A 13,176-nucleotide genomic window follows, 5' to 3' on the forward strand; every position below is an offset into this window, starting at 1 on the left:
GCTGACGTTCGCAAAGACTTATCTGCTGAGATAGCTAATGTTCGCAAGGATATGGATCATCGTTTTGAAAAAGTTGAAGCTCAAATACTAGATGTCCGTAAGGATATTAGTATGTTAAGCAAAGATTTGCTTTTTAAACTTGGGGGACTGATGGTTACATTATTTGGACTCACTATAGCAGCCCTGAAATTTCTCTAATTAATCTCATTTAATTACCAAACTGGGGTTAATTTTGTTTCAATTAGAGATAAAAATAGCAAAATTTCTTATTTAAGCTCATATTTTTCTCAAATTGGGTAAAAATTGATATAAATTTATTCTTTTTTTGAGAAGTCAGCCTACCAGCTTTCGTCATCATTATTTGGCTCTTTTAGCTCTTCTAAAGGTGGAATATAGGCCGCTTCTGGTGCTACACGTAACTCGCATAAAGTCCCGTTTTCATCTTGCGTATAAACAACTTCTGCGATAACGAGTTCTCGATTGTTGAAGCCCAAAACTGGATCAAACACAATGACTCGTTGATTAGGTTTCCATAGTTTACCGTCACCTTGCCTCCAGCCTTGTACCGTATAGGTAGTTTCTTCTGTTCTGGCTGCACGTTGTTTCGCTTCAAACTCACTTCTTGCACGACAACTACTAATGGTTGCATTGCCCGATTGTTGAATATGTTGAGGGCGATAGCGTGTTATTTTGCTGTCTTTCGCTCTAGCTCGTATTGCCGTTAATGTAGCCTCTCCAAAATCGTCATCATCACTTGCTCGTTGACCAGAGACTTGATATTCAGAAAAGCGATCACGTATGCTTTGCTCTGTATCACAGCTAAGTATATTTTCACCAAGAACTAGTGCGGTTGTCGCTTTATCATTGCCCACAGTACCGATTAATAGATTTCCTTCATCATCATCCCACGCAAGCGCCTGTTGACTTCCTAGCGCTTTGTTAAGTACTTGATGTACCGTTTCGCATGGATCAGCTTGTAGGGGTTGAAGAGGGTTACTGGGTGCGCCTTTGTCGATTACCTTTATCTCGAAAGGTTTTGCTAATTGTGTAGCGATTTGAACAAGTGTTTTTCCCGTGAATTCAGTCGAAGGGGCGACGCAATCAATCAAATCAGCGGTTTTACTACGTCCACTGATACCAACTTGGATATTCTTTGCGTCATATCGGATAGGTGTTGCTTCAACCCATCCCGTTAACACTTTTTCCTCGCCAATAAGAACTTCTACAAGTTCACCTTTTTTGATTCTTGGCTGCAAGGATGTGTTTTCTGAACTGCTAGGCCACTGACGTGTTATTTCTACATTAAAATCACGCGATAATCGCTCAATTCCAGCGGAAACTTGCACACGAGTCCAGCCACTCCATTCTCTCCCGTTAACACGCAATATCACATAATCAGTCATCTTACGGGTACTCTTAAGGGTTGCACAGGGATAAAGCCGGAATGTTTAATCGTGTTTCTGCTGGTAATATCGCTTTCTCTTGCTGCATTATCATACCAGTTGGCAGCTAAAACTAACGCGGGTTGCACTGTATCAGGTGTACGAGTGATTGTTTTTTCAACCTGAGCTAGCCTTGTTGCAATATCCCGATTAACATCAGTTTTCACTTGTTGCAAAGCAAGAAAAAGTTGATCATCGCTAGTCAACGTCTGTTCACGATCTATAGATTGATTAAGTATCTCACGCATTGACACTAAAACTTCCCACGTGACAGACGTAACAGATGTAATCGATTCGTTGTTTTTTTCTTGTTTCTGGAGAGCCGGATGTGAAGGTTGAGTTGTTGTTTTAGGTGATGGTAGTTGTGTTAATCTACTCGTTGCTTCGTGTATAGCTGTTGTACGGAAAATTGCTGCAATTTGATTGCTTTTTATCCTTTCTGTTTTAACACTCGGTCTATCGCTTTTCCAAACACCACGAGGCGCTAAATTATTATCCATAGTGATACCGGATATCGCTTTAATTTGCTGAGCCAGTGTAGAGGCATTTTGAGAGGTTCGTCGCCCTGATCTCCACATGCGTTGTATCGCCTCGACTAACCATTTTCCAGAAGAGCCAGCCTTTAAAATCCCTGATATGTCACCTTGTAGCAAGTGAGAAGCTCTAGATATTCCGCTATCAATCGTATCAAAGGTTTTTGTCACGTTGCTTATTATTGACTTTGTGCGTTCCAATACTCCTGACTGTGCAAAATCGGGCAAGCCTTTTAATCCAAAATCTGAGAAGGCTTCGCCAATTCGATCATTCAATGCGGAATTTGAAGAGATGAGTGTTTGACTGGTAGCTATACCAGAGGTTGGAAAGGATAGCTCACCAGCCTCAACGACGTTAAAACTGACGCGACACATTCTACCTTCACGTCCGCTATGACTCACTCGTACTTCACCGTCTATACAGACTTTGATTTCACCGTAGTAAGGATGTACCAGTGTGCCTACTCCTGCGGTATCAATAGCGACAATGAGCCTATCTCTGGCCTCAAAAAAATCATCACCAATGAGATAAGCGTTGATAGTAAACCGCCTAGTTGCTCGTCCTAAATCTTCTGTATACGGCTTATCCCGATTCGGGTATTCGTGAACCTGTACGCGCCTCCCAAACGTGCCTTCGTCGTTTTCAACCTGAAATGGCACACCACGAAAAGAGGCTTGTTGTAGCCTATCTTTCCAGTTGTTATACATCAATTATCAATACTCCTTTTTGTTGCAGAGAGTAACCATGTTTCTCTGACAATTCGGGTGATATTCCGCTTCCTCGTCTGTTCGCTCACTTCGTTCGGTCACAGCCTCCGGCGAGCGGTGGGAGTTAAATTTTGAAAAGATTTTTTTTGTTTTTTTTCTTTTCTTGGCTAGCGGTGTTTCTGGTGTTTTGACCTTGGGATTTTGTTGTTGTCTGACAGTCTGCTAGGCGATTCAGTCGCTTCGCTCCTTCACCGCTACTAAATATAATAGATATAGGGAAGCCAGTAATGACAAGGCTTATAGCCTATATTTATCACTGTGAGCGTGACAAACTGTCACTGTGAGAGTGACAAAATATCACTGTGACAGTGACAAACTAGCACTTTATTTATTGACAAAACTGAATATTCAACTAAATTTATTGTCATTAAATCTAGTGACAAAGGCGCATTAAAAATGAGTAATTCTAAAAGAGTTATAACTTCAACAAAAACAGTGCATACAAATTTTGAAACAGGAGAGGTTAAAACTATTGAGGATGTTTCAGTTCTTAGATTTCCTAAAGAGCCTGCATACGTCAAAATGTATATTGATGATTTGTCAAAAATTGTCGGAATAAGCGCTGGTTCTCAAAATGTTTTATATGAGCTTGTAACTAAAATTGATTACGATGGGATTGTTACAATAACAAAAGGAACTAGAGAAAGAATAGCTGTTAAAACTGGATTAAAAGAAACTACTGTCAGAAATAAAATTAGTGATCTAGTAGCCTCTGGCATCATTAAAAAATCGGGGTATTGTGAGTATGAAATGAATCCGAATCTATTTGCTAAAGGTGATTGGCACGATATTTACAAGCGAAGATGTGGCTTTAAACTTGAAATTAATTATTCCAAAAAAGGTGAGAGGACTTTGAAAGGAAAAAGTATAGATTAATTATATTATCTTCGTTTTAACGCTAAATTTTTGTAAATTTACATAGTCACTTTCTAGCGAAGCGATTATAGCCAACATCATAACTCAGCCAAGAAGGGGGATTGCCTTCTGGAGCTAAGCGCATACCCTGTGGTGCGTTTTCAAAGATAAGTCTGACCTCACCATCTATAGGTTCATTTTTGCCTATTGAATCAAAGGTGTTTTGGGGTGTTTTTTGGAATTGCCAATCGCCCTTGTCATCTTTAACTAGGTGGCTATTCCCTATAATAGAACGACCAAATTCACCCCAATCTCTAGCGGTTCTAATGTTCTGAAACCATTCACTACCGCCAAAAAAGGCATTGATCCCTTTGTCGACAAGTGGCTCAACGCCCATTGATATCGCACCAATAACCCCCGCTTTTCCTAGAATGCCTTTGGTTCCCGTGAGTTTCTTCATCTCACTAGTAACATTCCTAATCGATTTCACCATATCGACAGACCATTTTAAGACGACAAAGGCCAAAATACCTTTAAGCACGGTTTCCCAACCACCTATCGCCTCAACGACTCCGTCAATATCGCTCCAAACCGCTTTTACAACGGGGCTGACGGCTTCCCAATTATCGACAATAAGCCCACCTGCAACCACCATCAGAGTGACAAGTTTTCCGAGCGGAGACATTTTCATAACACCATTAAAAATTCTAAATGCACGGGTAACAACCCCTACCGCTGTTGCTGTTCCAAGCAAATAAAGTCCCATCTTGGCAAAAGATTTAATGGCCTCTTTATGCGTCTTAGCCCACTCACTAAAACGATTAATCAATGGCATTAATTTCTCTGTTGTTCTGGTTATTGCTGGTAGAAACTCTGAACCGATGGTAACGCTAGCAACCTGCATTTGGTTTTTAAACAGTTGTATCGCATTTGCGGTTGTGGCTGCACGAGTAGCATATTCTTTTTGCATGGAGCCACTGTATTTCTGCTTGTCAGCCACCTTAGAAAAATTTGACTTAAGTAAATCCAAATTAGTCAGCAGTGGTGCAATTGCCTTGATGGATTCCCTTCCAAATAGCCACTCTAGCCCCTTAGCCTGTTTATCCTTGGGTAATTTACTCAAGCCTTCCAGCACCTTGATCATAGTAGCGCGAGAGTCTTTAACCATACCTTTTGATAGCTGCTTTGGTGTCATGCCTATTGCTTTGAGAACGTTTTTTGCACGAGAAGTGGAGGCATTCGTCAGTGCCAACATAAAATTCTGTATTCCCGTTCCTGCCACCTCAGCTTCAACCCCCATCCCACCAATAGTAGCACCCAGAGCAGCCAGATCGCCTGTAGATACCCCAGCAGTTTCAGCCAATGAACCAACGCGAGTCACGATGTCAGAAATCTTCTGCGCGCTAGCTGGAGTAGTGTTGCTTAGGTAATTAATTTTATCCGCCAATTCAATCACACTATTTTGGGTTAACTTGAATGCGGTACGCCATTCTGCCATCATCTGCCCTGACTGCTTAGCCGTCTGATCAAAGGCAACTCCCATCTTAACGGCGGATTCCGCAAATGACATTAACTCTTCTTTCGCTATTCCAGCCTGCCCCCCTGCTGCTACAATCTGCCCGATTCCATCCGCTGCCATCGGTAATTTTGTAGACAGTTTCAATACCTCTTCTGACATCTGTTTAAACTGCTCCGGCGTATCAAAATCAACCACCTTGCGAACATCCGCCATCGTTGATTCAAAATCTATCGCTTGCTTAATGGGGGCGATCATTGCCGTAACAACACTAGTACCTAATGCCGCTGCGCCAGCCATTCCAGCGCTAAATTCTTTCTTGAATGACTTTATTTGTTTTTTCATCCCCTTAAGTGGGGCGGAGAGTTTATCAACGGCGGTGATAATTGCTTTTAGCTCAATACTGTTAGCCACTATACTGTTCCTTATTGATGCGAACCGCCTCAATTTCTAAATCAAAGAATTTACTCAAAGGATGATGGCGTAATTCGAGAGGATTTAATCGCCAGAACCATGCTACGTTGTAGAATCGTCTTCTGAGACTGACAAGCTCTGGGCACTGGTAAAAAAACCGACGATTGTCATTGTGGCGATAAACAAATCATGGAGTGCTATCTGTTGTGCGGAGGAGCGAGGAATACTCGCTAGTTCAGGAAGATAAGACAGGGCTGAACGAGTATCTAATCGCATATCGCCTCGTTCAGAGTAACTAAAAGGAATGCCGTATTTTTCTACCTGATCAAACGTGGGTTCATTAATTTCCAACACGCTCACTTTTTCACCATGAACATTAATTGCTTTGCTTAGTGTGATTGTTTTCATTGATAGAATCCTTCTTCGCCGTTGAATTCAAGTTCAACCGTACCGTCTTCCGTATTGTGATTGGCTTCACCAACAAGAGAAGCGCTAGCCAAGACATAAACCGTTCCATTAGCAAGTTCTGCGGTGATTGTCATTGATGTATTTGTTGTGATTTTATTAATCGGGAAGTTTTTTGGAAAAATGGCTTTTACTTTGACATAAGGTGCGCGGTGAGTTTCTTTGAAAAAAACTTCGCCAGCTGAGCCGATGATAGACTCTCGAACGACGGTGTTAAGAGGGACTTCGATTCCGCCTTCTACTGCCAACTGCTCACCATCAACCTTAAAATAACATGTTCCTGCGACCATTTGCATTATTGATTATCCTCGTTGTATTGCAGTCTAAATTGATTAATCAGCGTAAATATTCGCAATTGATTCACATAGTCAGGAGGGAATAGCACGTCAAGGCGATTCGGATTATCTTTATTGCGTTCAACTATCAAATGTTTTTTAAATTCCTCAAAATTTTCAACAATTCCCTGATTTTCTAGTTGCAAATACACGGCGCATAATTCTGCTCGAATCACCGCCGGAGTCACAATCGCCTGACCAGCACCAAATTTTGTTCCGTCATTAGCGAGTTTATGTCTTGGGTACTTGCTTGTGATTATCGCCTTCAATTTCCTCACAATCATTGCACTTGTGTATAACGTCTCAACATCCTGATAACTGTTATCCTTTGTGCCATAGTTATTTTTTGTATAAGTAGTGACATCACGCTGAATCAATAGCGAACCATTTTCCGCTTTTGCTGTAGATATGCCGTGAGATAGCAGTGATTCTTGCTCTGTTAATGTAAACCGTTTTCCTGCGGGTGCTGGCAAGGCACCAGATAGTTGTCCTGTTTGTGTTGGTCTTGCTGGATCGCTTCTCAAAAAGACAGAACAACGAGCCAGTCGCATAGCTACCAACTCATCAATTGATGTTTGCGTTTCTTTTTCGTAGCCAGCAATAGATAGGTGAGGGAAATTAAAATCTTTTGTTAAATCAATAAGTTCTGATAATGAACCTTTCTTGCCAGTGAATAAGTGGCCAAACAGTTGTTGAGACGGATCCCATCGAGATTGCATGGCATCAGCCATTTTTTTCACAAAGTTCACATCAAAAAAAGGCGTGCCGATAAAATCAAACGGGCTATCGCTCATACTCTTTAAAACGCTATCGACATCCGGTGAACCTGTTCCCCCTCTCATCTCTTCAATAGTCACGTTCAAACCGTGGGGCGTTTTTTCTCCAGTGAAATAATTGAGGCATAGCGGAATATCATTGCCTGTAGCGCCTTTGTTCTTTGCTGTCAGGGTAATAATTTCTGCCGTCACTCCAGCATTAACGGGTAAGTTTTGTTGTTTGGTTATTGCTGATCCTAATGCGGTGGCAATTTCATTTGCAGAGTCAGATTTGCTGATAGGCGAAGAGATGCGTTGATTGCCGATATACAGATAAATCATACCGCCTTCTTTAGCTTCTCCGCTGATGGTAATTTTTGCACTCGCTGCATTTCCTGCGCCTTCTTGCGTTGCAATAACGTGTAATTCACCTACTGGATCGATTTTCCTGTAGGCTTGTACCATACGAGCAAGTTGGCTCCCAGCTCCGGCTTGTTCTTCTGCAAGTGACGATGAAGGCATTATAACGGGTGTATTAAGTGCTATTTTTGCGTCTGGCAAGGCGTGACCAATAATTAACGTTGGTGCGCTATCTTGCGTTGTATTTGCCGCGCTGTTGTCCATCTCCGCGTAAAACAACGGTACGCTGGTTGACTCTGGAATTTGATTAAAGCTGATACTCATTCTTCACTCACTTTTTTATCCGTTTTATCGGTTGTTTTCGGTTGCTTTCTCACTGGATTATCGGGATCTCTTATATCCAAAATTTTGATATCTCCATCGTCTCTTCTGTTCCGCCAGTATTGATTTTCCTTAATCCACATCCCCTCTTCCGGTAGGAGCATGAGTGGATCATCTGGATAATAAGGGACGGGAACGAGGCGATTATCTTTTGGCTTCACGAACCATAGTCGTTGGTAAGACATATTTGGGTTTCCTGCAATTCTGATTTGATCTTGATTGTGTTCAGTGGGGGTAATTTCGATAACTCAATCGCTTGCCTGGTATCTTCGGGTGATATTTCTGTTTCAACAGAAAACTTGAGCAAATAGTGGCATTCTTCGAGTGTTGAATTAGCTTCCTCAAAGCCAGCGTAAGTAATACCGCCGTAATAGGGTTCTGGTTGCCAGCCAAGTAACGCTTTCCACACTTCGCTCCTTACATGATGAAATTCGTCAAATTCGGGTTGACCGATGTAATCTTTGTTTTCGACGACAACCGCAACGTAAAAATTTTCCTTTAGTCTCTGCCTGTAATCGTTTTGAGATCGCTGTTCTCCTACCTCATCCTCGGCTGGAAGTACATAAGCTGCGGGTAAATCCAATCTGCCAATATCAGGCAAATTTGCATATTGTCCCAATCCGTACACTCGCCTTTCAAAAATGGGGCAGAAGTCTCTTAACGCCTTGATAATAATGCTTAATTTCAATCGTTAATCCTCTTAATCTCAAGAGATGCCTTTAATCCGCTCACCAGTGTTCGCTGAGTCCACGATTCAAGTCGTCTCATCGCTTGATAGATATAGTTTTTACGGGGTGCTAGAACCGTTTTGCCTCCACGTTTCGCCCCGTAATTCAAAAACTGCGGATAAAAGTCCCCTACAATCGGCTTTACTCCTTTTCCTCGCTTTTGATTGGGTGCAATTTTGACTAAAAGTCCGGGTCTTTTTGTGGTTGCTTTTGGCGTGAAATGGCCTATAGAGTGGGCTAATCTACCTGTTTGCCAGTGAGGATATTCGCCAGCCTTAGATCGTCCGCCCCGATGAGCAATGAGATTGCGTGAAAGTTGAGTGTGTTTTTCGCCCACTTCATGAAAATAACGGCGCAATTTTCTTCGATTGAATACAAAACCTTTTGGTTGAGTAAAATCGACATGAACATTATATATTTCATTGATAGCCATAGACTTTTTTCTTTTCCTCTTTATTTTCTTTGATTTCTTTACACGAAAAAGACAAGAATCTTTCTGCTCCGCCGATATCAAGTACACCACGAATCGAATAAGTTACTCCGTCACAAATAGCTTCAGTACAGACGTAGAGATCCCCTCGATATCGAGTAATAATCTGATGCGTTATGTCTTTGTTGAGTTGCGTAGCGGTCAATTTCCAAAAGTCACTGACTTGAACGATCTTCGCCCAGACATGCTTACTATTTTTATTATCCGCCTCTACGGATATATCACCACGAGGTTTATCTCTTCGTTTGTGAAAGAGCACCAGTTTGTTTAACTCGCTCGTCTTTGGGAATTTTTGAGATTTAGTGAGTCGCTTTATCAACATATTGTCACCGCTCTCATTGTAGCGAGTAGCGAAGTCACTGAATTAGGTAAACGTTCAGCTAGCCAAACGTCAGAAATTCCTTCTCGATCTTCGTACATCAGGTTAACCAGTTGTAGTGTAGCGGCCTTCACTAAAAAACTTTCTCTATCTGCTTTAGCATCGATATATTCTGCAATTCGTTCGCTGGCTGCCTTAATTTTGATGAGTAAGTCTTCGTTGTCGTATTCGTGATTGATTCGCAAATGTCTTTTCGCTTCTTCTAGCGATACAAATTGCATACTTGGAACTCCTTTTAACCGCAAAAAAATAAAAACGCTCTGTAAGCGATTTAGAGCGCTTCAAATTTTTAAGCGGTACGAATTTATAGGTTATATTAAGAAAATCGCTCTACGGGCTTTCTAGGCGCCTTAAAATCGATTTATGAATGAGGGTTTAACTGTCATTTGCACTTTTGGATTGATTTTTTACCTCAACAACTTCTGGTTGTGTGTTTTTTGAGCTATATAATCTTTCAAACGGATTTTCTTGTGCATCTCGCTTTGCCAAAGCCGATAAAGAATAGTTTTGTTGCTGCAAATAAGGCGAATCACCGCCAGCAACAGGGGGTAAGTTTTCTTTGGCTCGGGCTTCGTTGATTTTTAACCAACCGCCTCGCACACCCGCGCTTAAGGTTTCATAGCGAGCTTTCGCATCCATTCGCAATAGCGCATTAAGATCAAAATTGACGCAATAATTTTGGTCAAAGCCAAACGCTTGAGCAAGCAACGTCTCAATGGCCTCTAGCCTAGGCTGTAAACACTGCGCGTAGTATTGATTATCCAACTCTGCACTATGACTCGGCGGACTTTCCAACCCAATTTTATATGGTGGTACATGAAAGACTGAACAAACAACTTTAGCACTCATTACCAATTGCTCAATCATTTCAGCATCAGCAGCGTTAATAGAGATTGCCTTATGCTCAATGTTATGCGGAATAACAACGGTTTTACCGATGTTTTGCTTCGTTGTTTGCTGCTCCCACATCTCTTTTGCGTCTTGGAGTTGCTGTTTGTTTAATTCACCTTTGAGTTGAAGTATTGCACTCGGGTTGCTTCCATTCTCGAAGAAAGTCTTGGAATCTTCTTGCATACATAAACCTTGTTTTGCTGCAAGACTACCCGAATACAAAGGGGATACCCCCAATAGCGGATTGAATAGACTATTGATTCTGTCGTGAATGATTACAGTATGATCAACGGTAATCGGGGTCTTGATACCAGCTACATGATCAATGTTTAAATCGTAAAGCAATTCACCGTCAGGCGTGATTTTTGGCACAACCAGCTTTGGATCAAGAATTTTCAATGATTGAATATTGTTATTATTCTTCTCAATCAAGACATAGGTGTTGCCATGTAATAGCAAAGAAGACAACCAAGCCTCAAAGAATTGATTGCGAGTTTGTAGCGTATTGGGACGAGACAGCAATTTGCTATATCTTTCGTGTTTTTTTGTGTCAACCAGCACGCCAGAAGGTGAAAGACGTTTTATTTTTAACGGCATCTTGCCAATATCTGAGGCAATCAAACTCACACAAGAAAAAACCGCAAAGAATTTTTGAGGCTCGTGATGACCTAGGGAGCGCCCACCAATGCGCCAGAAGTGAGTTGCAGCTTCAGATCGTGTGAAAGATTTCTTGATCCAGTTCAACATATCTTTGCCTTAATCTGTGGTTTTTGCTGGTTTTTCTGTTTTCATTTCAACAGAAAAAAATGTTGGTTTAAATTTGCTGTAATCAACATCTGTCAGATAGGCAACAGCTTCCGGACGGCGTAATTTCCAGTTTATTTGGCGTTCTGCACGTATTGCAATACTGTTGGTTTGGAACATCGAAACCAGTTGAGGCGAACCACCTTCGCTTGGCGTATCGCTCATTTCCAGTGAAGTATCTCTACTTGCACCAATCAATACGTTTCCGTCATCAGCTAAATAGATTTCCTCAGGTTTAACTAAAATCAAGAGGTTTCCAACGTATTCAGAGGTAATTACTGGGAAGCCATGAAACGTGCCACCTGTTAAGCCTAAACGATCATACATAAACTGGCCTGTAGGTGCTCTGAGAAGTGAAAGCGAAAGCGCCGTCATGGACGACATTATCCAAACTGCGCCGTTTAATGATAAATTTGCCTTCTGGAATTTTCCAATCAATTTAGCTATGTCTTTGTCAGGATCTCCGCTAGATTTTTCTCCTTTTGCTGGATTGGTAATTGAAGCTGGCGAAATATTTAGTATTTCAGCTTTAAGGGGATCGATAAAATCTTTGTCTATTCGTTCAATCAATGCTTTTGCGAGTGAGTCACGTATTAACAACTCAGCACTCGGATCTGAATACTGTGCTAACTCGTCTGTTAAAACGGCAATATTTGCTACTTTTGCAAAGCCAAGTTTTACAGTGTCAAAGCCAGCCGTTGTTAATGGTGTCGGTTTCCCTTCTCCAACCCAATAGCCAGAACTTCCAGCGGTTTGGGCGTTAATGCGAACATTGAAAGGCACTTTGCGAAGCGATGGAATGCCTGACGTGCCGAATTTTCCAATAATAGTTTGAGGTCTTAAAAACTCGATAAAGTCACCAGTGAAGAGTTGGTACTCAACCAGATTACCCGCCCAAGCTGGGTTTAGTGTTGAACCAGCCGATACAGCAGCCTTCAAAACCGTTTGTAAATCGTGATTGTGAGCATAGCTTGACTTCGCTATTTCGCACGCTTGCATTAGATTGCCTTGTGATGCAGCTAGGCATTTTACGTATCGTGCAAACTGCATACCTTTCTCTTTTTCAGATGAGAGGGTCGTTTTTGGCAAGCTGGCTTTTGTTTTCTGCGGAGTTCTTGTCATCGGTTGGATCGGCTCAGCTTCCGTTTTTTTGATTTCTACCAGTCGATTTAATCTAACCAGTTCTTCGTCAATGTCGCTTACCTCTGTTGAAAGTGCGTCAAATTGGCGTTTTTCTTCCTCGTTAAATTTTCGCTCTTCGTTTTTCGTAATAGTGATAATCGATTCCAACATGTTAGATTTTTCACTTCTTGATGCTTTGAGTGATTTGATTTCTTCAAAAATATTCACTGATTTTGGTGCTCCAATAGTTTTAATATTTGTTTCATGTAATGATTTGACGAGTTGTATTGTTGCCTCTGTATTTGCTGGAACAGTCACAACTGATAATTCGTTCCACGCCCACTTGAGGAATTTACAACCTCCGTTGTCAATGCTTTCGTATTTTATAGGCGAAAAGCCGATTGATAAGCCTTTCACTAGTCCTGTCTTGATGTATGTCCAAGCGTCATTCAGGCGTTTAGTAATAGAATTATCATCACTGGCTATGTTTGCGATTTTTGCTTTAACACGTATCCCTTCATCGCATAGTTCAGCTTCAACGACTTCACCGATAGGTTGATTTTTATCGTGCTGCCAGAGCAAAGGGATTGGCAGATTAAAGACTGCGCCTTCTGGTTCAACGATATCGTTATGTTTGTCAGGTGTTGCGCTAGTAGCGATCCCAACAATTTCTCTTAAATCCTCGTCGATAGATTTGATATGCATAATGCCAAATGCTTTTTGCATAGGTTTTGAGTGGCTCCTTAGTTTTTTTCTTCTTGGCTAGGAATTGGTTGTTAGGAAGTGAAAAAAAGTTATCCACAGGCTGGGGCTGTTTTAATAATGTTTTTCTTGTTTTTCTTCTTGTTTTACACCCTAAATTTCCTATGGAATTCAAGGGATTAGATGTTAATAGGTGAACATTTTGGCGGTAATAGGTGAACATTTTGGCGGTAATA

At 41.4% G+C, this 13,176-nt stretch carries 15 protein-coding genes and 1 pseudogene; 2 read left to right on the plus strand and 14 right to left on the minus strand.

The features are described 5' to 3' along the window. A pseudogene (locus G468_RS24200) lies at positions 1-198 on the plus strand (hypothetical protein); the annotation flags it as partial. Positions 199-338: 140 nt separating this feature from the next. On the opposite strand, the gene G468_RS0113605 reads toward G468_RS24200, so the two are convergent. After that, positions 339-1,403 carry a phage baseplate assembly protein gene (locus G468_RS0113605; RefSeq protein WP_026823582.1) on the minus strand — a complete coding sequence of 355 codons (1,065 nt, stop codon included), beginning with the start codon at positions 1,401-1,403 and terminating at the stop codon, positions 339-341. After that, entirely contained in the window at positions 1,400-2,683 is a 1,284-nt protein-coding gene (locus tag G468_RS0113610; RefSeq protein ID WP_026823583.1) for a DNA circularization protein, read from the minus strand. Before G468_RS0113610 ends, G468_RS0113605 begins: the two co-directional genes overlap by 4 nt. 456 nt (positions 2,684-3,139) lie before the next feature. Between G468_RS0113610 and G468_RS0113615 the strand changes: the two genes are divergently transcribed. After that, positions 3,140-3,619: a replication/maintenance protein RepL gene (locus tag G468_RS0113615; RefSeq protein ID WP_026823584.1), complete on the plus strand. Its 480-nt coding sequence runs from the start codon at positions 3,140-3,142 to the stop codon at positions 3,617-3,619. 46 nt (positions 3,620-3,665) lie between these two features. Here the strand turns inward: G468_RS0113615 and G468_RS0113620 are convergent, their stop codons facing one another. The 12 genes from G468_RS0113620 to G468_RS24480 form a co-directional block, all read right to left on the minus strand. Continuing rightward, positions 3,666-5,528 carry a phage tail tape measure protein gene (locus G468_RS0113620; RefSeq protein ID WP_026823585.1) on the minus strand — a complete coding sequence of 621 codons (1,863 nt, stop codon included), beginning with the start codon at positions 5,526-5,528 and terminating at the stop codon, positions 3,666-3,668. Between the two features lie 102 nt (positions 5,529-5,630). After that, positions 5,631-5,936, minus strand: coding sequence for a phage tail assembly protein (locus tag G468_RS0113625; RefSeq protein ID WP_026823586.1), 306 nt, complete (start codon positions 5,934-5,936; stop codon positions 5,631-5,633). Continuing rightward, positions 5,933-6,289 carry a phage tail tube protein gene (locus G468_RS0113630; RefSeq protein WP_026823587.1) on the minus strand — a complete coding sequence of 119 codons (357 nt, stop codon included), beginning with the start codon at positions 6,287-6,289 and terminating at the stop codon, positions 5,933-5,935. The genes G468_RS0113625 and G468_RS0113630 overlap by 4 nt, the downstream gene beginning before the upstream one ends. After that, the gene (locus tag G468_RS0113635; RefSeq protein ID WP_026823588.1) at positions 6,289-7,767 is read right to left on the minus strand and encodes a phage tail sheath C-terminal domain-containing protein; all 1,479 of its coding nucleotides are present in this window, start codon (positions 7,765-7,767) and stop codon (positions 6,289-6,291) included. The genes G468_RS0113630 and G468_RS0113635 overlap by 1 nt, the downstream gene beginning before the upstream one ends. Next, positions 7,764-8,009 (minus strand): DUF2635 domain-containing protein, encoded by a 246-nt coding sequence (locus tag G468_RS0113640; RefSeq protein ID WP_081700686.1) that lies wholly within the window; start codon positions 8,007-8,009, stop codon positions 7,764-7,766. The genes G468_RS0113635 and G468_RS0113640 overlap by 4 nt, the downstream gene beginning before the upstream one ends. Continuing rightward, positions 7,982-8,512, minus strand: coding sequence for a phage tail terminator protein (locus tag G468_RS21035; protein WP_051297115.1), 531 nt, complete (start codon positions 8,510-8,512; stop codon positions 7,982-7,984). Before G468_RS21035 ends, G468_RS0113640 begins: the two co-directional genes overlap by 28 nt. Then, positions 8,509-8,985 carry a hypothetical protein gene (locus G468_RS0113650; RefSeq protein ID WP_026823590.1) on the minus strand — a complete coding sequence of 159 codons (477 nt, stop codon included), beginning with the start codon at positions 8,983-8,985 and terminating at the stop codon, positions 8,509-8,511. The genes G468_RS21035 and G468_RS0113650 overlap by 4 nt, the downstream gene beginning before the upstream one ends. Next, complete coding sequence (locus G468_RS0113655) at positions 8,972-9,364, minus strand: phage head closure protein (RefSeq protein ID WP_026823591.1); 393 nt, start codon at positions 9,362-9,364, stop codon at positions 8,972-8,974. The genes G468_RS0113650 and G468_RS0113655 overlap by 14 nt, the downstream gene beginning before the upstream one ends. Beyond that, a complete protein-coding gene (locus G468_RS0113660; RefSeq protein ID WP_026823592.1) occupies positions 9,358-9,642 on the minus strand; it encodes a head-tail connector protein in 285 nt (94 codons plus the stop codon). Before G468_RS0113660 ends, G468_RS0113655 begins: the two co-directional genes overlap by 7 nt. A gap of 154 nt (positions 9,643-9,796) precedes the next feature. Then, positions 9,797-11,059: a phage portal protein gene (locus G468_RS0113665; RefSeq protein ID WP_081700687.1), complete on the minus strand. Its 1,263-nt coding sequence runs from the start codon at positions 11,057-11,059 to the stop codon at positions 9,797-9,799. Between the two features lie 9 nt (positions 11,060-11,068). Then, positions 11,069-12,964: a phage major capsid protein gene (locus G468_RS21040; protein ID WP_071846896.1), complete on the minus strand. Its 1,896-nt coding sequence runs from the start codon at positions 12,962-12,964 to the stop codon at positions 11,069-11,071. Next, the coding region (locus G468_RS24480; protein ID WP_211229670.1) for a hypothetical protein at positions 12,888-13,176 on the minus strand (289 nt) is incomplete at its 5' end. The genes G468_RS24480 and G468_RS21040, both read right to left, overlap by 77 nt.

Source organism: Arsenophonus nasoniae DSM 15247, assembly GCF_000429565.1.
In the GTDB taxonomy this organism is placed as follows: domain Bacteria; phylum Pseudomonadota; class Gammaproteobacteria; order Enterobacterales; family Enterobacteriaceae; genus Arsenophonus; species Arsenophonus nasoniae.